Origin of the sequence: Natronococcus roseus, assembly GCF_043677095.1 — an archaeon.
GTDB lineage: Archaea > Halobacteriota > Halobacteria > Halobacteriales > Natrialbaceae > Natronococcus > Natronococcus roseus.
Genome location: NZ_JBHLJR010000008.1, coordinates 81,047 through 99,516 on the forward strand (window position 1 = coordinate 81,047; position 18,470 = coordinate 99,516).

20 protein-coding genes, 1 tRNA gene and 1 other RNA gene are annotated in these 18,470 nt (G+C 63.9%); 9 read left to right on the forward strand and 13 right to left on the reverse strand.

Going from position 1 to position 18,470, the window contains the following annotated elements:
- Window positions 1-17 precede the first annotated feature (17 nt).
- Together ACFEMD_RS19980 and ACFEMD_RS19985 are read right to left on the reverse strand one after the other, a co-directional pair.
- A complete protein-coding gene (locus tag ACFEMD_RS19980) occupies window positions 18-881 on the reverse strand; it encodes a phosphatase PAP2 family protein (RefSeq protein ID WP_394743042.1) in 864 nt (287 codons plus the stop codon).
- 4 nt (window positions 882-885) lie between these two features.
- Window positions 886-2,664: an ABC transporter substrate-binding protein gene (locus ACFEMD_RS19985; RefSeq protein ID WP_394743043.1), complete on the reverse strand. Its 1,779-nt coding sequence runs from the start codon at window positions 2,662-2,664 to the stop codon at window positions 886-888.
- 159 nt (window positions 2,665-2,823) lie between these two features.
- On the opposite strand from ACFEMD_RS19985, the gene ACFEMD_RS19990 reads away from it, so the two are divergent.
- From ACFEMD_RS19990 to ACFEMD_RS20000, 3 genes are read left to right on the forward strand one after another with little or no spacing between them, the layout of a single operon-like run.
- A complete protein-coding gene (locus ACFEMD_RS19990) occupies window positions 2,824-3,102 on the forward strand; it encodes a ribonuclease P protein component 4 (RefSeq protein ID WP_394743044.1) in 279 nt (92 codons plus the stop codon).
- Window positions 3,103-3,155: 53 nt separating this feature from the next.
- Entirely contained in the window at window positions 3,156-3,404 is a 249-nt protein-coding gene (locus tag ACFEMD_RS19995; RefSeq protein ID WP_394743045.1) for a YhbY family RNA-binding protein, read from the forward strand.
- Window positions 3,401-4,294, forward strand: a complete 894-nt coding sequence (locus tag ACFEMD_RS20000) for a mechanosensitive ion channel family protein (RefSeq protein ID WP_394743046.1) — start codon at window positions 3,401-3,403, stop codon at window positions 4,292-4,294. Before ACFEMD_RS19995 ends, ACFEMD_RS20000 begins: the two co-directional genes overlap by 4 nt.
- Window positions 4,295-4,475: 181 nt before the next feature.
- On the opposite strand, the gene ffs is transcribed toward ACFEMD_RS20000, so the two are convergent.
- From ffs to ACFEMD_RS20030, 6 genes are all read right to left on the reverse strand, one after another.
- Window positions 4,476-4,788, reverse strand: an RNA gene (gene ffs / locus ACFEMD_RS20005) — signal recognition particle sRNA.
- 89 nt (window positions 4,789-4,877) lie between these two features.
- Window positions 4,878-5,570: a DUF2270 domain-containing protein gene (locus tag ACFEMD_RS20010; protein ID WP_394743047.1), complete on the reverse strand. Its 693-nt coding sequence runs from the start codon at window positions 5,568-5,570 to the stop codon at window positions 4,878-4,880.
- Between the two features lie 98 nt (window positions 5,571-5,668).
- Window positions 5,669-7,306, reverse strand: a complete 1,638-nt coding sequence (locus ACFEMD_RS20015; RefSeq protein ID WP_394743048.1) for a potassium channel family protein — start codon at window positions 7,304-7,306, stop codon at window positions 5,669-5,671.
- A gap of 125 nt (window positions 7,307-7,431) precedes the next feature.
- Entirely contained in the window at window positions 7,432-7,944 is a 513-nt protein-coding gene (locus ACFEMD_RS20020; protein WP_394743049.1) for a hydrolase, read from the reverse strand.
- A 121-nt stretch (window positions 7,945-8,065) separates the two neighbouring features.
- Entirely contained in the window at window positions 8,066-10,318 is a 2,253-nt protein-coding gene (locus tag ACFEMD_RS20025; RefSeq protein ID WP_394743050.1) for a CDC48 family AAA ATPase, read from the reverse strand.
- Between the two features lie 146 nt (window positions 10,319-10,464).
- Window positions 10,465-10,836, reverse strand: a complete 372-nt coding sequence (locus tag ACFEMD_RS20030) for an Hsp20/alpha crystallin family protein (protein ID WP_394743051.1) — start codon at window positions 10,834-10,836, stop codon at window positions 10,465-10,467.
- A 113-nt stretch (window positions 10,837-10,949) separates the two neighbouring features.
- Between ACFEMD_RS20030 and ACFEMD_RS20035 the strand changes: the two genes are divergently transcribed.
- Both ACFEMD_RS20035 and ACFEMD_RS20040 read left to right on the forward strand, forming a co-directional pair.
- On the forward strand, window positions 10,950-11,270 hold the full coding sequence (locus ACFEMD_RS20035) for a DUF5798 family protein (protein ID WP_394743052.1): 321 nt from the start codon (window positions 10,950-10,952) through the stop codon (window positions 11,268-11,270).
- Between the two features lie 103 nt (window positions 11,271-11,373).
- The gene (locus ACFEMD_RS20040; protein ID WP_394743053.1) at window positions 11,374-12,354 is read left to right on the forward strand and encodes a PLP-dependent cysteine synthase family protein; all 981 of its coding nucleotides are present in this window, start codon (window positions 11,374-11,376) and stop codon (window positions 12,352-12,354) included.
- A gap of 33 nt (window positions 12,355-12,387) precedes the next feature.
- On the opposite strand, the gene ACFEMD_RS20045 is transcribed toward ACFEMD_RS20040, so the two are convergent.
- From ACFEMD_RS20045 to ACFEMD_RS20065, 5 genes are all read right to left on the reverse strand, one after another.
- A complete protein-coding gene (locus ACFEMD_RS20045) occupies window positions 12,388-12,567 on the reverse strand; it encodes a hypothetical protein (protein ID WP_008426423.1) in 180 nt (59 codons plus the stop codon).
- 100 nt (window positions 12,568-12,667) lie between these two features.
- The gene (locus tag ACFEMD_RS20050; protein WP_394743054.1) at window positions 12,668-13,078 is read right to left on the reverse strand and encodes a CoA-binding protein; all 411 of its coding nucleotides are present in this window, start codon (window positions 13,076-13,078) and stop codon (window positions 12,668-12,670) included.
- Between the two features lie 42 nt (window positions 13,079-13,120).
- Window positions 13,121-13,732: an RAD55 family ATPase gene (locus ACFEMD_RS20055; RefSeq protein WP_394743096.1), complete on the reverse strand. Its 612-nt coding sequence runs from the start codon at window positions 13,730-13,732 to the stop codon at window positions 13,121-13,123.
- Window positions 13,733-13,852: 120 nt separating this feature from the next.
- Window positions 13,853-14,704 carry a geranylgeranylglycerol-phosphate geranylgeranyltransferase gene (locus ACFEMD_RS20060; RefSeq protein WP_394743055.1) on the reverse strand — a complete coding sequence of 284 codons (852 nt, stop codon included), beginning with the start codon at window positions 14,702-14,704 and terminating at the stop codon, window positions 13,853-13,855.
- A gap of 41 nt (window positions 14,705-14,745) precedes the next feature.
- On the reverse strand, window positions 14,746-14,937 hold the full coding sequence (locus ACFEMD_RS20065) for a hypothetical protein (protein WP_394743056.1): 192 nt from the start codon (window positions 14,935-14,937) through the stop codon (window positions 14,746-14,748).
- A gap of 140 nt (window positions 14,938-15,077) precedes the next feature.
- Here ACFEMD_RS20065 and ACFEMD_RS20070 point away from each other — a divergent pair.
- From ACFEMD_RS20070 to ACFEMD_RS20085, 4 genes are all read left to right on the forward strand, one after another.
- Window positions 15,078-15,152 (forward strand) — tRNA-Arg (locus ACFEMD_RS20070).
- Window positions 15,153-15,630: 478 nt separating this feature from the next.
- On the forward strand, window positions 15,631-16,683 hold the full coding sequence (locus ACFEMD_RS20075; RefSeq protein WP_394743057.1) for a tyrosine-type recombinase/integrase: 1,053 nt from the start codon (window positions 15,631-15,633) through the stop codon (window positions 16,681-16,683).
- A 116-nt stretch (window positions 16,684-16,799) separates the two neighbouring features.
- Window positions 16,800-17,108, forward strand: coding sequence for a hypothetical protein (locus ACFEMD_RS20080; protein ID WP_394743058.1), 309 nt, complete (start codon window positions 16,800-16,802; stop codon window positions 17,106-17,108).
- 131 nt (window positions 17,109-17,239) lie between these two features.
- A complete protein-coding gene (locus ACFEMD_RS20085; RefSeq protein WP_394743059.1) occupies window positions 17,240-18,463 on the forward strand; it encodes a PGF-CTERM sorting domain-containing protein in 1,224 nt (407 codons plus the stop codon).
- Window positions 18,464-18,470 lie beyond the last annotated feature (7 nt).

The window sequence follows — 18,470 nt, forward strand, 5'->3', positions numbered from 1 at the left end:
CAGTATTGCGTTCGGGCTCACTCGCGGTCGTCCCGCGGGGTCGGTCGCCGATCGAGGTACCGACGGAACCAGGCGACTGGCTGTCGGCCGACGAGGACTCCCGAGAGCCGGACACAGACGCCGGCCAGGATCAGCCCGGCGACGACGTCGATCGCCCAGTGGATCCCGAGGTACATCGTCGAGATCGCGACGCTGGCCGCGAGGACGGCCGCGACGGGGAACCAGTAGGGGTAGCTCGAGCGCGTGATGTAGGCAAAGACGCCGACGGTGGCGGCAAGCGAGGTGTGCAGCGAGGGGAAGACGTTGGTGTTACGGTTGACTTCCCGGGTAAGGTGTTGGTACTCGGGGCTGTTGTCGTACAGCATCGTTACCGTCAGCTCCTCGGGCATCACGTTTCGCGGGCCGTAGGCGATGACCAGCAGGTAAAACGCCAGTCCGAGCACGTAGTTCAGCGAGTACGCCGTCAGCAGCCGGCGGAAGGTCCGCGTGTCCGACAGCACGAAGTACGCGATCCCCGGGAAGATCAGGAGGAACGCGTAGCCGTAGACGTAGACGAACGAGAAGTAGGCGGTCAGCTCCTCGGTCGCGATCGACTGAAAGAGCAGGACGAACTCCCCCTCGAGGTCGTAGAACGTCTCGGTCATGTGGAAGCCGATCGCGCCCTCGATCTCGTCGCCCCGCCAGCGAACGACGCGGTTGAGTCCCAACACGGCGGCCAGAACCGCGACCGCGGGCGCCGTGGCTCGGAGCCTGGATCGCCACTCCCTCGCGGTCTCGACGAGCCGGCCGCGACCGACGAACAGCGCGATCGAGGTCAGAAGCAAGATCCCGACGACGACGGCGACCTGTGTCAGGACCCGGGTGAGAACGTCGGCGTACATCGTGTTATAGGCGGAGCCGCCCGTGGTCGTCGTAGCGGTAGCCGGTGTCCTCGAAGGCGTCCCTGGCCGCCTCGACGTCGAGGTTGCCGTCGGAACCGAAAAACGGTGCGATCGGATCGTCGCCGTCCCACGTCAACCGCTCGGGAACCCACTCCTCTGGAAGCGGCGTCGCAGTCGGTGTGGCGTGTCCGTCGAACACCTCCTCGACGAGCCACGCCTTGTCGAGCAGCCCGGCGACCAGTCGTCGAGCGTGAGGATTGCTGAACGGCTCGATTCGCGCGTTGAATCCGACGTGGTAGAACGTTTGCGACGGTGACTCGAGGTGGTCGATCTCCGGCTCGTCCGGGATCGTATCGAGCGCGTGGGCCTCGAGCATCGATGCCGTGAGATCCGCGCCGTCGTTCGCGACGCGTTCGATCGAGGAGGCGCTCCCGGGGTCGATTCCGAACTGCAACTGCTCGATTTCGACCGACGGGAGGTCGACGTCCTCGCGGCGGGTAAAGTGATCGTCGTAGCGCTCGAGGGTGAGGTGTTCGCGCTCGCTCCGGCTCTCGAAGCGAAACGGGCCGCTGCCGACCGCCGGAACGTTGTCCATCGTCACGAGACCCCACTGCCCCTGCATCGCGGTGAACGTCTCGGTGTTCTCGGCGCGGGCGTCTACCTGTTCGCGCCAGCGATGTTCGGGGAGGATCGGGACGGTGAGGGCGCGTTCGGCGGCCTCGGAGCCGGCCGAGAACTCGAGGCGGAGCTCGCGGTCGCTCTCGACGGTAACGTCCTCGAGCGTCGAGACGTGGCTCCGGTAGCGGGGAGCCGGCGACGCGAACTCGGCCCGGCCGAGCGCCGTGTCCTCGAGGAACCGATACGTGAAGGCGACGTCGTCGGCGGTAACCGGCTCGCCGTCGTGGAACCGACAGTCCTCGCGGAGCGTTACCGTCGCGCCGGTGATCGCGTCGTCGTCTTCCGTCTCCTCGATCGCCATCGTTTCCCAGTTCTCGGCCAGCCAGGGGACGAGTTCGCCGTCGTGCTCGGTCGCGAGCGAGTCGTACAGTAGATCGACGGTCGAGCCTCGCTCGCGAAGCGTCGCCGACAGCGGGTTCAGGTTCCGCGAGATCCGGGCGTCGGTGACCAGCACGCGGAGTCGATCGACGTCCTCGTCCGGCTCGAGGCCGAGATAGCCGTGGCGGCTCTCGGGGTGGTCGGCGCTCCAGCCGTCGAAGCGATCGGTTCGAACCACGCGGTGTTCCTCGGGAAAGCAGATCGGATCGAACGGCTTCTCCTCGGCCAGCGCCTCGAGCAGCGTCGCGACCCGCTCCCGGCGGCGCTCCCCGTCGACGCGTCGCTGGGCCTCGAGGTGATCGTCGACGGGCATGCTCGAGAAGCCGAGGGGGTTTTGCCACCCCGACTCGTTCGCGTACGCCGAGTGGAGGGTCTCGTAGAGGAAGTCGGGGTCGTAGTCGGCGGGGTGGCGTCCGACGTAGAGATCGAACTCGTGGTCGATCAGGACGGCCTCGAGAAAGTTCGAGCGCGAGCGCATGTCGAGCGAGGCGTCGATCCCGATCGCCTCGAGATTCGCCTCGAGCTGGCGGGCGATTCGGACGGCCTCCCTGTCGCCGTCCGCGGGGACCGTCGTGATAGAGAGAGCAAGGCGGTCCGTCTCCTGTCCGACGGCGCTCTCGACGCGATCGATACAGCCGCTGGTCGCGAGGGCGAGTCCGGTGGCACCCGCGGCCAGCACCGAGCGTCGATCGATGCCGTCCGGTCGAGTAGTTGACTGACGATTCATTCCGTCTCGCTATCTCGATTTGGTGTAGCTACATAACAACTTTGTGCTCTATGCGTGTCCTAAACGGGACCGTTGGGTACATATGCGGCTGATAAACGCCGTTTCATCCGTCTCTGACGTTCCGTAACATCAATGTGAAACTGCGCGAAACACGCAGCCATGACCGTCGCCGCCGAGCGAATCGACCGCCTTCACGGACTGGCTCGAGCGGCGGCCGCGGACGGCGACCAGGAACGAGCCCGGTACTACGTGCGGCTCGCGCGCCGGGTCGCGGAGCGAAACCGGCTCACGCTCCCTCGCGAGTTCCGTCGGTTCACCTGCGACGCCTGCGACGCGTACCTCAGACCCGGGAAGAACGCTCGCGTCCGGACTCGAGACGGCCACGTTGTCATTACCTGTGACTGCGGCGCCCAGGCGAGATACCCCTACGAAGAGTAGGGTTCCGTCCGATATTGCTAAGATTCAAACGGTTTGCGTTGCTATGCGGGGGTATGGATATCGAAGAGCGAAAGCGAAAGGCCCACGACTTGGACGTCACCGTCTGGGTCGGCAAGAGCGGGCTCGAGGCGGTCGTCGACGAACTCGACGATCAGCTCTCGAACGAGAATCTGGTGAAGGTAAAGTTCCTGCGAGCCGCTCGAGCTGGGGACTCCACCGACGAGAAGGCGACCGATCTCGCCGAGCGAGTTAACGCCGAACTCGTCGACGTCCGCGGTCACACGGCGGTTCTGTACCGATGAACGCCGCAGGAACGCTCGTCCAGGTCGAAGATATCGACGCGCTCGACACGGCGACGCTCGTCGACATCGCGATCACGGGACTCCGATTCCTCGCCGCGTTCGTCGTCGTGGTGCTGATCGGGCGGCTCGTCCTCGTGCCGCTGGTCAACCGCGCGTTCGATCGGCGCGAACTGGACGAACACGTCAGGAACCCGCTGTTGATGCTGACGCGGTTCGGGATCTTCTTCGTCGCCGTCGCGGCCGCGTTTGGCTTCGCCGGCTTCGAGAACTTCCTCGTCTCTCTGGCCGGTATCGCCGCGGCCGGGGCGCTCGCGGTCGGGCTGGCGATGCAGAACGTCATCTCGAACTTCGTCGCGGGGATCTTCATCTACGCCGACAAGCCGTTCCGGATCGGCGACTGGATCGAGTGGGACGGCGGCGACTACGCCGGCGTCGTCGAGGACATCAGCTTCCGCGTGACGCGGGTCCGCACGTTCGACAACGAGTTGCTGACCGTTCCCAACTCCGCGCTCACCGGCGGGGTCGTCAAGAACCCCGTCGACGGGGACAAGCTCCGGCTGAAGTTCGTCTTCGGCATCGGCTACGGCGACGACATTCAGCAGGCGACCGACATCATCGTCGAGGAGGCAAAGCGCCACCCCGGAATCATGGACGACCCCGAGCCGGCCGTCCGCCTGACCGAACTCAACGACTCCGACGTCGGCCTCCAGTCCCGGATCTGGATTTCGGATCCCTCGAGAGCCGACTTCGTCCGCACCAAAGGCGAGTTCATCACCGCCGTCAAGGAGCGCTTCGACGAGGAGGGGATCGACATCCCCTACCCGGTTCGGACGCTCGAGGGCGGGCTCGAACTCGAGGACCGACAGAAGGTCGCCGAAGCCGCCGAGTAGCGCGGTACTGAACGGTTTCCGTTCGCGCTCTTATTTGTTTCTCGAGAGCGGCCGATTCGGTGGCTGGGTGCGGGGCTCGAGCATTGCGAGAGCCGCCGGGCTCGACCGAAGAGCACTTCCAAGGATGCTGCCGAGTGAGGTGCGTAGCGCTATTGCTCGCGAAGGAAAGTCGGTGGTTATGAATGTGGAGGGCCGCGGTTGCCCGGCGTTCCGGCCGGGGGAATCCCGGTTGCCTTCTCCACCCCGCGACCCGTCGAGCGACAGGTGTCCGGCGGTCCACTGCTCGCTTCCGCGCCTGATGGGCTGTCGCCGACTAACCACGATGGGGCGTCCCTGCGGACGGCCACCGTGGACCGCTGTCCCCGACGGACGAGGCTTCTCTGTTGGCTCCCGGGGCCCCGGCCGGTCTGACCGGACGCCCGCGGCGTTCGGTCCCCGCTAATGACCATAGCGCGGGTAACGAGCAGGGCCAAACTGCCCGACCTATCCAATCATACGTAGGGGGCTGGAACTTAAGGGCCTTTCGTCTCGAGCACCATCCGAATCGCTCGAGGGATCGACGCCTGCGGGAGAACTGTCGCGATCAGTCGATGTCGCCGTGATCCGCCTCGCCGGACTCGCCGCGCTCTTTTTCCGAGAGCGGAACGGCGAGAACGAGTAGGATCACGTAGTAGAGCCCGACGGCGGCGACGACGACGACGCCGTTGACTCCGGGGAGGCTCGCCCCCTCGAGGAACGTCTCGTCGGGATTGAACGCCCAGACGTGAAACACCCAGCCGACGAGCATCGCGGTGATAAGCGGGAGGTACACCCGCCGAAGCCGGTGACTGAAGGCGCCGCGGTAGCTGATCTTCCGTTCTGGCTCGCGGTAGTCCCGACTCAGCTCCGCCCGCCAGGCGTCGTGTTCGACCCCCTGGGAGGGATCGAGCGCGTTCGCGAACAGGTTCTCCTGAATCACCCGGACCCGCGAGCGCCAGATGTCGTAGTCGCGAAAGCGCCTGGCCTCGATGAACAGGAACACGGTTCCCATGAGGAGCCCGGCGAGGATCACCGCGTGAGAGACCTCCCCGGAGAAGGCGTAGGCGACGATCGCCGACATCACCGTCACCGCCCAGTTGGTGGTCGTATCGAGACGGTTGCGCCACTCGACCATGCGCTCCATCTCCCCCCGATAGAGGTGGGCCGCGACGGAGCCGAGCCCGGTGCTTTCGTCGACCATCTCGCGGCCGATCTCCGCCTGTTCCGGATCCTCGGGATCGAACTCCGAATCGCCCATACCGTCCGTTCGCTGCCGAGTAGAATCGCTGTTTGCACTGCTCGCAAACCGTGAGTGTCGACCCTCGATCGCCGCTTCCGATGGCCGGGCGAGCCCGACTACTCGTCGGCGTACGTTTCCCGGAACCGGTCGATCTGGTCGTCGGTTCCGGCGATCACGAGCGAGTCACCCTCGTCGAGACGTGTTCGGTGAACGTCGGACCGATACTCCTCGCCACGTACGAGCCCGATGACGATACAGTCCGTCTCCTCGCGGATCGTCGCGGGTTCGACTTCCGAACCGGCGAGGCCCGCCGCCGCGACCTGCCGGAGCTGGAGCTGCTCGCTGAGGGGCATCGTCTCGCGGTCGAACGCCCGAAGCGCGATCATCCGTCCCGCGACGTTGGGGAGGGCGAGCACGTGGTCGGCGCCCGCCGCCCGCAGCGTTCGCACGCTGCCGGCGGTGGTGGCGCCCACGAGGACCTCGAGGGCGGGGTTGAGCGCGCTCGCCGTCAGGGCGACCAGAATCGCCTCGTCGTCGTCCTCGAGGGCGAGGACGATCGTTCCGGCGTCCTCGATTTCGGCGTCGAGCAGCGTCTCCTCCTCGGTCGCGTCGCCGACGACGTCGACGATCTCGTCGCTCTCGCGGTCGACGACAGTGGTCTCGAGCCCGGCTCGCTCGAGCGTGCCGGCGGCCGTCCGACCGACGAGTCCGGCGCCGACGACGACGACGGGTTCTTCGGTCGGACGATACGGACTCCCGGACGAGCCGGCCCGATCGGCGACCGCCTCGAGCACCGATTCGGTGCCGGCGACGAGCAGCGACGTGTTCTCGTCGACGTGGGCGTGCTCCGACAGCTCGGTGACGAAGTCACCCCGGAGCCACGCACCGACGACGGTCGCGCCGGTTTCTTCGAGCTCCCGCGTCGCCGCCATCGCCTCGCCGAACAGCTCGGCGTCGGGATCGACGTAGAACTCGGTGAGGTCGACCTCCTCGCCGAGCGTGACCTCTCCCTCGGGTGCCGGCGCGATGATCGTTCGAACCCGATCGCCGAGGGCCTTGCCGAGGCGGTGTTTGGGCGAGAGCACCTCGTCGACGCCGGCGTACCTGAAGTACCGCGCGCGCTCGGGATCGGTGACGAGAACGAAGACCTGGGCGGCGGGGTCCCGCCCCTCGATCGCGAGCACCGTACTGACGAACTCGCGTTCGGTGGCGTCGACGACGACGGCGGTGGCCGCCTCCAGACTCGCCGCCTCGAGCGTGTCGTCGCTCGTCGGGTCGCCGTAGAGGACGACGCGGTCGTCCTCGTACAGCTGCCGTGCGCGGTCCTCGTCGTCCTCGAGGATGACGTACAGCGTCTCCTCGGCCTCGAGTTCTTCGACGAGGGTGTCACAGAGCGCGGTGTAGCCGACGACGACGATGTGGTCTTCGATGCGGTCGATCTCCTCGGGGGGTGTCGGCTGCACCAGGGTCTCGAGCCAGGGGACGACGAACTGGGGGATCGCAACGGCGACGTAGACGATCCCCGTCACCTGGACCAACAGCACCAGCGCCGTCATCTCGAGCGTTTCCCAGGGGGCGTCCTGGCCGTACCCGGTCGTCGTCATCGACTGAACGACGAGCTCGAGCGACTGGTACCAGGTCCTGGACTCGCCCTCGTAGACGGCCATCCCCCACCGGTAGGTGAGCGTGTACAGCGAGATCAGGACGAGGAGGGAGCCGACGTACACCGCCAGCCGACGGGTGAGTTTCACCACGGCCGTTCACCAGCGACGCGTCTCGAGGGGGTGCGATCTAAGCGGCACGCGCGAAGCATACCGAGATCGATCAACCCCCGGGAGTATCGCTCTTGCCCGCCGGGACGAACTCGCGGCGACGTCGATCAGTCGGCCTTGACGCCGCGAACCCTGCTCAGGATATTTCGCTCCCGGAGTATCGTGACGGCGGCCCAGCCGAGAACCGCGACCTCGAGGGCCAGCACGACCGGGTGGAGCGTGTGCGTAACGTCGGTCACGGGGAGGACGATCGTCACCGCCTCGAACGCCTCCCGCTCGTCCGGCGGCGGTCCGAGAAAGAGCACGTAGTACGGCGTCGCGGAGAGCCCCTGTGTCGTCGCCACGTTCAGGACGTCAGTCGCGATGTGGAGCAGCCACCCCAACGACAGCGCCGCACCTCGCCGGCCGAACAGCCGCGTGAGCACGAGACTCGCGGGAACGGCGACCGCGACCGAGTGTGCGACGGTGTGGGTAAACGGCGTCAGGCCGAGCCAATACAGCGGCCGATCCACGAGGTCGGGTAGCGCCGAGCCGACGACGAGATACGCGACCGGAAACCGGCTGTAGACGCCGAGCAGATACCCCATCGCCAGGTGGGTCGGAAAGGTGAGGTGGAGCATCGGGATGACGGCTACGAGATGGCAGGCGCTCGCGAGACTTCAACCGTCGGTACACGAACGGATTGCGAGAGAAATCGAACCGGTTCGGACCGCGTCGATCAGACCGCCTCGGTCGCGTCGATCAGGCCACGTCGGCCGAATCGAACTCGTCGAACCCGCCCGTCTCGAGCCCGGACTCGAGGTCGGCGACCGCGTCGGGCGAAATCTCCTCGAGCGCGCGCTCGAAGTGGTCGGCGGTGAGTTCGATCGCCTCGACGTCGGACTCCTCGCCGGCGGCCTCGCGTTCGACGTGCTCCCGGACGGCGATCGTCGCGGCCTCCCGGCAGACGGCCTCGACGTCGGCGCCGGTGTAGCCCTCGGTCTCTTCGGCCAGCGTGTCGAGATCGACGTCCGCGGCCAGCGGCCGGTTCTGGGTGTGGATCCGGAAGATCTCCCGGCGAGCGTCCCGGTCGGGCTCGGCGACCTCGACATGGCGATCCAGCCGGCCGGGTCGCAACAGGGCGTCGTCGATCAGCTCCGGTCGGTTCGAGGCCGCGACCACGACGACGTCCTCGAGCTCCTCGAGCCCGTCGAGTTCGGTCAGCAGCTGGGAGACGACGCGTTCGCCGACGTTCGAGTCGCCGCCCCCGCTGCCCCGTTTGGACGCGATGGCGTCGATCTCATCGAAGAAGATGATCGTCGGGGCGTTCGCGCGGGCCTTCTCGAAGACCTCGCGGACCCCCTTCTCCGACTCGCCGACGTACTTGTCGAACAGCTCCGGCCCCTTGACCGAGATGAAGTTCGACTGGGACTCGTTCGCGACGGCCTTCGCGAGCAGCGTCTTCCCGGTGCCCGGCGGCCCGTGCAACAGGACCCCCTTCGCGGGGCTGAGGTCGACCTGCTCGTAGGCGTCGGCGTGTTCCATCGGCCACTGGATCGCCTCGCGGAGCCGTCCCTTCGCCTCCTCGAGTCCGCCGACGTCCTCCCAGGTGACGTCGGGGACCTCGACGAACACCTCCCGCATCGCCGAGGGCTCGACACCCCGGAGCGCGCTCCGGAAGTCTTTCCCGGTGACCTCGATCTTCTCGAGGACCTCGGCGTCGATCTCGTCGGCCTCGAGGTCGAGTTCGGGCCGGAGTCGCCGCATGGCTGTCATCGCCGCCTCCTTGGTGAGGTTCTCGAGGTCGGCGCCGACGAAGCCGTGAGTGTTCTCGGCGAAGCGCGCTAAGTCGACGTCCTCGCCGAGGGGCATGCCGCGCGTGTGGATCTGGAGGATCTCCTCGCGGCCGCCCGCGTCCGGCGCGCCGATCTCGATCTCGCGGTCGAATCGGCCGCCGCGGCGCAAGGCGGGGTCGATCGCGTCGACGCGGTTCGTCGTGCCGATAACGGTGATCTCGCCGCGGTCCTCGAGCCCGTCCATCAGGCTGAGGAGCTGGGCGACGACGCGGCGCTCGACGTCGCCCTGGACGTCCTCGCGCTTGGGTGCGATCGAGTCCAGTTCGTCGATGAAGACGATCGCGGGCTCGTTCTCGGCGGCCTCCTCGAACACCTCCCGGAGCTTCTCCTCGCTCTCGCCGTAGTACTTCGACATGATCTCCGGACCGGAGATCGTCAGGAAGTGGGCGTCGACCTCGTTGGCGACCGCTCGCGCGATGAGGGTCTTCCCGGTGCCCGGCGGGCCGTGTAGCAGGACGCCCTTGGGCGGCTCGATGCCCAGCGTCCGGAACAGCTCGGGGTGGCGCATCGGCAGCTCGATCATCTCGCGGACCTGCTCGAGCTCGTCGTCCAGGCCGCCGACGTCCTCGTAGGTGACCGTCGGCGTCTCACCGTCCTCGCCGTCGCCGCCGTCGATCGGGCCTCGGGCCTCGATCTCGAGCTGGTCCGGGGTCCGGTCGACAAGTTCGACGTCGGTTCGGTTGCCGACGACGACCGTTCCGCCGGGCTCGGTGTCGACGACCGTGATCGGGAGCTGACGGCCCGATCGGCTCGTCAGCAGGCCGAAGCCGAGCGATACCGTGAGGGTGTCGCCGGGGCTAACGGCCCGATCCGAGAGCTTCCCCCGCAGGTAGGAGCCGAGATCGCCCTGGATGCGAACGTTCTCGGGGAGGGCGACTCGCACGCGCTCGGCAGGGTTGACGTCGGCTGCCTCGACGGAGACGGCGTCGTCGATTCGGGCGCCCGCGGCCTGTCGAAGCTGGCCGTCGATACGAACGATACCCCTCCCCGTATCCTGGGAACTGCCGGGCCAGACCCGCGCGATGACGCGGCCCTCGCCGCCCTCGATGGCGACGAACTCGCCGCTGGAGACGCCGAGTTCGTCCATCGCTTCTCTGTCGATCGATGCTAGACCGCTGCCCGCGTCTTTCCGTTTGAGTGGTTTTACTCGAAGTTGCATACGTATCAGTGATAGCTGCCGCTGTCGGCCGACGCGAGCGCGATCCGCGTAGGCCGGAGTGGTCGGTTCGCCGGCGCGGAGCCGGGTGTCGATACGGGTTCGTTCGGGATGCCGAATCGGCTGCGAACGATCCGAGGCCGTTCGGGTTACTCACCCTCGAGGGGGATCTCCCTGCCACGGGTCTCGGGACCCGCGGTCGGGAGCGTCACCTCGAGGACGCCGTTCGTGTACGCGGCCGTGATCTCGTCGTCGGCGACGCTCTTGGGGAAGCGGAACCGACGGTGGTAGGTCTTCTTCCGTCCGCGATCGTCGTCGACGCGTTCGGCGGCGACGTTCAGCACGCCGTCGTCCCACGCCAGATCGATCTCGTCGGTTTCGAACCCCGGAAGGTCGATTGTGAGGACGAACTCGCCCTCCTCCTCGTACAGTTCGTAGTCGCTGCCTCCCTGCTGTCCGAACAGCCGAGACGGCATCTCGAGGTTCTGCGTCCAGGTGCTCGTCGTCGGTCGACGCACCATGGGTGGTCACCTCGTGTGCATTAGTTGATTGTTCGCGGTTCGTAATAACTCTTTCGGCACTGTCGGACCGGCTAGTGAAAAGGACCAACTGGGAGCGCCCCCAAGGGTCAGCTATGGGACTTGGAAGCACCGCAAAGAAGATCCAGGGTCTGTCCGAGCATGCGGAAGCGATGTACAAGCAGGTACAGGAACTTCAGCAGCGGATCACGAACCTGGAGGAAGAAGTCGACGACACCCACGACACCGTCAACCGGATGGACCACCAGCTGACCGAGCAGCGCGAGCTTCTGCTCGCGATGGCCGAAAAGCAGGGGATCGACGGCGAGGAGATCCTGGCCAACGCGGCGATCGATCAGGCCGAACTCGAGGCCGAGGACGGCGCCGAGCAGGAAGCCGACCGAAAGCGCCGACGAGAGGAACGGACCGCGGAGTAGCGCCGAACCACTCTTCTGTCGGGGTGAATTCTCCTCTACAGCGCCGCGGCGGGCGCCCTCGCGATAGCAAAACCTAACAACAGGGGCAACATTTGCCAGCACGATGACGACCCACGAGCGACCGGTGGACTCGGTGCTCGAGACGATCGGTCGGACGCCGCTCGTTCGCCTCCAGGAGAGTCCGGACGACGTTCGAATCTACGCCAAACTCGAGTCGTTCAACCCCGGCGCGAGCGTCAAGGACCGAATCGGCCGCTACATGCTCGAACGGATGCTCGAGCGGGGTGACGTTCCCGCCGGCGGGACGGTGATCGAGCCCACCGCCGGCAACACGGGGATCGGCCTGGCGATCGCCGCCCAGCAGCTCGGCCTCGACGCGATGTTCGTCGTCCCCGAGCGCTTCAGCGTCGAGAAACAGCAGCTGATGGCCGCCCTGGGGGCGGAAGTGATCAACACGCCGTCCGACGACGGGATGGGCGGGGCGATCGACCGGGCTCACGAACTCGCCGCGGAGTTAGACGACGCCGTCGTCCCCCAGCAGTTCTCGAACCCGCTGAACACCGAGGCCCACTACGAGACGACCGCCCCCGAGATCTACGAGGCCCTCGACGACGAGGTCGGCGCCGTCGTCGCGGGCTGTGGCACGGCCGGGACGCTGATGGGACTGGCCCGCTACGCCCTCGAGCGCGACGAGTCGACCCACGTCGCCGCCGTCGAACCCGAGGGGTCGGTGTACGGCGAACTCCTCGAGGACAACCGCGAAGAAGGCGAGTACAAGACCGAGGGGATCGGTACTCACGACCCCTCGACCAACGAGCTGTTCGATCCGGAGCTGGTCGACGCGGTCCACGCGATCCCCGACCGGGCGTCCCACGAGGAGCTCGCCCGCCTCGCCCGCGAGGAGGGCCACCTGGTGGCCTCGAGCGCCGGCGCGGCCAGCGTCGCGGCGAAACGAGTCGCCCGGGCGATCGCCGACGGCGACCTCGAGACCCCCCACGACACCGTCGTCACGGTGTTTCCGGACTCGAGCGAGCGCTACCTCTCGAAGGGGATCTACCGCTCGTTCGAGGAGTGGACGTCCTGACGGGACCGACCGTCCAGTCGCCACGTGACTGGCTCACTGGTAGAGCTTCTTCGCGTCGACGACGTCTAAGGTCTCGTCCTGTTCGGCCTCCCACACCCGAACGACGAGGTGCGCCTTGCAGTGGTACTCCACCATCTCCATCCCCGTCCGCTCGTTTCTGAGTACGAGCTGGCAGGTCCCTTCGTTCGAACAGTCCCCTGACCGGTCACACATTGTGTTCCCGTATTCCTCTGGTCGGTAAGTCTTTGTCGGTGATTGGGGGTTTCTGCAGGCAGCGATACCGTCGCCTGCGATCCGACGAAACCGGTCCCGGTCAGGCGAGGAGCCGCTGGTGTTGTACCTTCATACACTGATCCTGGACGACGGATCGACCGCTTTCCTCGAGGCGATCGGCCGCCTCGTCGTCGCGGATCCCCAGCTGGGTCCAGACCGTCTCGACGTCCTCGCGCTCGAGGACCTCGTCGACGATGCCGGTGACCTCCTCGCTGGGCCGGAAGACACAGACGACCTCGATCTCCTGGTCGACGTCCGACAGCGCGTCGGCTGCAGACCGATCGAAGATCTCCTCGGCGTTCGGGTTGACCGGTATCACGTCGTACCCTTGCTCGAGGAGGTATCGAGGAACGTCGTGGGCGGCCTTGCCGGGCGTGCTCGAACAGCCGACGATGGCGACCGTCTCGCTCTCAAGGGCCTCGCGGATTCGGTCGGATTCGGATACTGGCATACCCGACCTAGCGTCGCCGGCCCTAAACGTTGCGTGGCGCGTTCAGGTTCCGAGCCCGGTCGTGCTGACCTCCGGCTCGCCGTCGTCCCCCTCTCGGACTTTGATGAGGCCGTCGAACAGCTGTTTGAGCGTGTTCATCGTCTGTTCGTCGTGGGCCGTCGAGTCGATGACGGTGATACCCAGGGCGTCGGCGCTCTGGATGCGACCGGTGAAGACGTGGAGAAACCGGAACACGGTCTGGAGATCCGCGTACATCAACAGCGTCGAGACCGAGGAGATGAGCACGCGGTTCCGCTCGAGCCCGCGCTCGCCGTAGAACTCCTGGAGGAACTCGGAGAGCTTGATTCCGATCCCGGTCATGTCCACCGGGGAGGCGGCGTACTTGATGCGGGGGTCGTCCTCGACGGCCCCGACGCCGCGCTGTTCGGTCACGCAGTCGACGACGCCGACGTCGGCGTCGTCGGGAAAGTTCGGGAGGATCGCCTCGGCGCTATCCTTCGTTGTCACCACGATCGACCCCTCGCCGCGGGCCGCGCCGTCCTCGAGCAGCCCGAGCGCGAGCCCGCGCTTTCCGGTCAGCGGCGGTCCCGACACGAGCACGTTCGTTCCGGGAGCGACCTGGACGTCCGGACCGACGGCAGGGAGATCGTACATACCTGACGTTTCCTCGTCGAAGCGCTCCGTCCCGACGGCACTCCGGGACTGAAGCATCTAATAGAACGATGCGCTAACGTGCGTATAGGTCTTGTGTTCGGTGTGTTCGGTCCGGCCGACTCAAGCGATCGCGCCGCTCTCGAGCGCGCGGCCGACGATGAAGGCGACGGCCGCGAGGAACATCCCGTACTTGAGACGGGACTGGCCGGCCGTCGGATCGTCGAAGCTCTCGTAGGCCGCGTACAGCATGATCGCGTTCGCCGGCAGCACGACCGCCAGGTAGGCGACTCCGAACTCGCCGAGGGCGTACGGCACTGGGCTCGCGAGCACGGCCACGATCAGCAGCGCTGTTGCGACCGCCAGCGCAGGCCGTTCGCCGATCGCGATCGGCAGCGTGTTCAGCCCCTCCTCGCGGTCGCCCTCGAGGTCCTCGACGTCCTTGATGATCTCGCGGGTCAGCGTGGCGACGCCCGCGAGGACGAACAACACGGCGGCGGGGCCGACCTCGCCGACGGCCGCGGCCCCGAACAGAAACGTGCTCCCGACGAGGTACGCTACCAGGGCGTTGCCCAGTCCCGGGAGGCCCTTGAACAGCTCCGTGTACGCCACCAGCGCGAGGAGGTTGATTACGGCGATCGCGATCGCCAACCAGGGGAGCACCAGCGCCAACCCGATCGCACCCGCGAACAGCACGACGCTGAACGCGAGCGCTCCGCGGGGACTCACCGCGCCCCGCGGGATTGCCCGCTCGGGCTGATTGATCCGGTCGATCTCCCGATCGAAGTAGTCGTTGATCGCGTTCCCCGCACCGACCGCCAGCCCCGTCGCCGCGACGGCGGCCGTCACCTCGAGCGGGTGGCTCGTCACCCCGCCGGCGACGAACGCGCCGATGAACGTCAGCACGCTGGCGGCGATCACGTTCACCGGCCGCGTTAGCTCGAGCAACCCGCGAACGGTCTCCCCCGCAGTCATGCCCGACTCTGCTCAGGCGGCGGGGTTAAACGGTCCGATCTCTACCGCCACTGCTCGAGATCACAGAGGTCGGCGTCGGCGACCGAGAGCCAGGCTCCGGCCCGCTCGCCCTCGTCGGTGTCGAGCGGGACCGCCATCCAGACGTCCGCCTCGTCGTCGCCGCACAGCTCGAGGGGACGCCTCTCGGACGATTCCTCGTCGGCACTGGATTCGGGCCGCTCGCGTACCGTCATACGCGAGGGTTAGGTCTCGAGGCATAAAGAGGGCTCGAGGCGATTGCCACACAGTGAGAACGACCGCAGGTGTGGCGGGGGGTCTCGAGGTTGGGTGAAATCGAGTGACTTATACGGAGCCGACGGAAACCAAGTGGTGAGGGCGCTTAGCTCAGTCTGGACAGAGTACTTGGCTTCGGACCAAGCTGCCGCGGGTTCAAATCCTGCAGCGCCCATCCTTTTGCGGTTCACTTAGAAACCAGCGGACGGTGTAGGGGTGTTTATAAATGGTATCAGGTCTCTGAGGGGTGATTTCAACCCGAGGTATGTGACCACCCTGCCGTCCTGCGGTTTTTGGGATACAAATCCATAACCGGAGCAACACAAACCGTCTCGTTCGACGGCTTCGAAACACCCGAACCATCACTCTCCCGACACACTATCTAACCCCGTTGAGCAGACATCAATCAACAGACAATACGCTCCGGCGCACTACACCCACTCGGACGGCACCGAACTTCGAGTTCCACCCAGAACGACATAGAGAAGATATCACTCCAAATGTGGTAACAAAGCTAGTTTACCGGCAAAGGAGTACGGGCATTCCTATTCCGGAATTCGAGGGTTCAGGCAGGTGAGGGTTCCGTAAAACCAATTTGCAGCGGCCTCTATGAACGTTTATCAGACACACATGACACAAATCGAAGCGGATCAATGCGAGACAATGAACCTATCCCGTTGACGATGGACGAAGCGTTCGACAAACACATCGAAATCTGCGAATCCGAGGATTATGCTGAGGAGACTATCTACGCCCACCGTTCCCGGTTGGGAATGTTCCTTGGCTGGCTCGATGAAAACACAAGTGTGGCAGAAACGGCTGATCTTAACCGCCGTCACTTGCAGGACTACCGCATCCACCGGAAAAAGTCGGTGAACAAGGTCACGCTCAAGTCTGATATGGACACCATCCGTGTTTTCGTGCGTAATATGGAGGACTACGAGGCCATTCATCCTGGGTTGCACGAGTACGTACGTAGCCCGTCTTTGGAGGGTGATGAGGGGCAGCGTAGTGATCACCTTCCCTTCGAGCGCGGCGAACAGATTCAGGAGAACCTGCGGAAGTACCACTGGGCAAGCGTCGAACACGTCCTATTCGAACTCCTGTGGAACACAGGAATGCGTATTGGCACTGCGCACAGTCTTGATGAGGATGATTTCTGTGAGGAGGAGAAGGCGATGCGTCTGCGTCACCGTCCCGAAAGCGGCACCACGTTGAAGAACGGGGAGCCTGGTGAGCGCACTGTGGGCATCGCTGACGTGGTGTGTGACGCTATTAGTGACTACCTTGAAAACCCAGAACGGCCGGATGATCCTGTGGATGAGTACGGCCGTAAGCCGCTCTTCGCGTCTCCGAATGGTGGACGTTATCATAAAAACACTCTTCGTAACTTCGTTTATGCGGTTACGCGGCCGTGTGTGACAGAGGACGGGTGTCCGCACGAGGATTATGATGCGGAGTCGTGTCAAGCGGCTCGGAACAACAACGATGCGTGCAAGTGTCCGAGTAGTAAGGCGCCTCACGCTCTTCGTTCGGGTGCGTTGACGCGTCAGATTAAGAACGAGGTGCCGAAGTCGCTCATCAGCGACAGGGCAGACGTGAGTGAGGATGTGCTGGATGATCACTATGCGGAGTTGAGTGAGGAGGAGCAGATGGAGCTCCGTCGTGATTGGTTTGATGAGGAGTATGATAGGGGTTCTGCGTAACTGGTTTAGCCTGTAGTCGTCTGGCGTTTGATTGTGTGGGTGTTTGTGACTCACTCAGATAGTGTTAGCAATTAACCATAAATGTGAAATTGGTTAGTTGAGAGTTTGTGACTTGTATGACAGGCATTGGCACTGCAGAGGAAGGGGATAACGTCGTTTTGGAATTCAACGGTAAAACTGGCGCGGGCGATCTTGAGCTGACTGGGAAAGTCGAAGACGTTGACGGTGACGTGTTGGTAGTTGAGTTTGCGGGGAGTGATTTGCCTGGCTTCTGGACTGAGAATTATGGTAGTCGGATCAAGGTGAAGGAGTGGGGTGATGACGATGTTTTGGCCAAGTTATATTACGAGTATCGGGATATTTGGGTTGATCTCAGGAAGGTAGATGAGATTGAAGAATTAGAAGACGTGAGAGTCAGCCGTTAGCTGGTTGTTTGTTGTTGGTCTTTCTGCCGAACGGTGTGTGGGTCTGTTTCTTCGTTTCCGTGGCAAATTTTTCAAACTGATGGATGAAACCCTTCTAAAACTATAAGTTATGTGTGAACACACCACACTCTATGGGTGTGAAACACTTCGTACTCGTGTCGATTATGGTTTTGAGCCTCGTTGCGATGGCTCAACCTGTTTCGACAACCGCCTCGGCAGTAGACGATGACTGGGGAGACCAATGTGATGGGGCTCCACTAATAACAGGAGACTCAGATTTACGTGAAGGGTCAATGACTCAATCATATGATCGGCAATATGCCAATCTCCAACTCCAACGGGGAAATTATGTCACATTAGAATTCACAACTCCGAATGAGGCGCAAAGCCCGGAAGTGACAATTTCGGCGGAGCAAGACGAGGAAATTGGGGTGCGTGGTATTGACAACGCGGGTGTTGAAGAAACCGGCCAATATGGTATGGATACTCTCATTCATCCAGAACCAGGAGAAACAGCGACAGTTGATATCTGGGCAAAGCAAGACGAGAGTCCATTTTGTATTGAGGTGAATGATCCTGACTGGGAAACACAGTATTCGTTCACGATGAGTATTGATCGAGCGTATCCAGATGTGACGCATTACGAGGTTGAGCAGCTGGAGGAAGAGATTGCTGACCTGCGGGAAGGCAATCAGGAGTCAGAGTTGGCGGAGAGCTTAGAGGAAGAGAACGAGGAATTAGAAAGTGAAATCGAGGAGTTGGAGGACGAAATCGACGGTCTCGAGGAGGAGTTAGATGGGGCTGATGAGGAAATCGCGGCGTTAGAGGAACAGATCGAGACGCTGGAGGAGCGGAACGAGAATTTGCAAGAGGAGATTGAGGAATCGGATAGTCCGGCTGATGAGCTTGATGTTGAAGTGACTCCGGCTGATGGATCTGCGTCGTTTGAGGCTGGTGAGACGGCGACAATTTCAGTTGAGGGAACGCTTTCGGAGAGTAATACTTTGTTTGCTGGTTTCCCGGAGACTCGTGAATCAGTGTCGTTTGACGAGACGGGGACTCAGGAACTGGGTTTGCCGGATGAGCCTGGTACGTATGATTTGGCGTTGCAGTCGAATTCTGCGGAAGAAGTAACGACGATAGAGGTTGAGAGCGCGGACGTTGGTGGTGAAGGAGGTGAGGGTGATGATGTTGGTGGTAATGGTGATGATTCTATTTCAAGTGATGATGGTGGTGAGGATGATGGATCCGAAGAGCAGGAGGAAGGAATGCCTGGGTTCGGTGCTGCTGTTGCGGTCATTGCGTTGCTGACAACATTCGCGGTGGCTCGTCTTCGAGGGGGTAAGACAGAATAGGAATTGT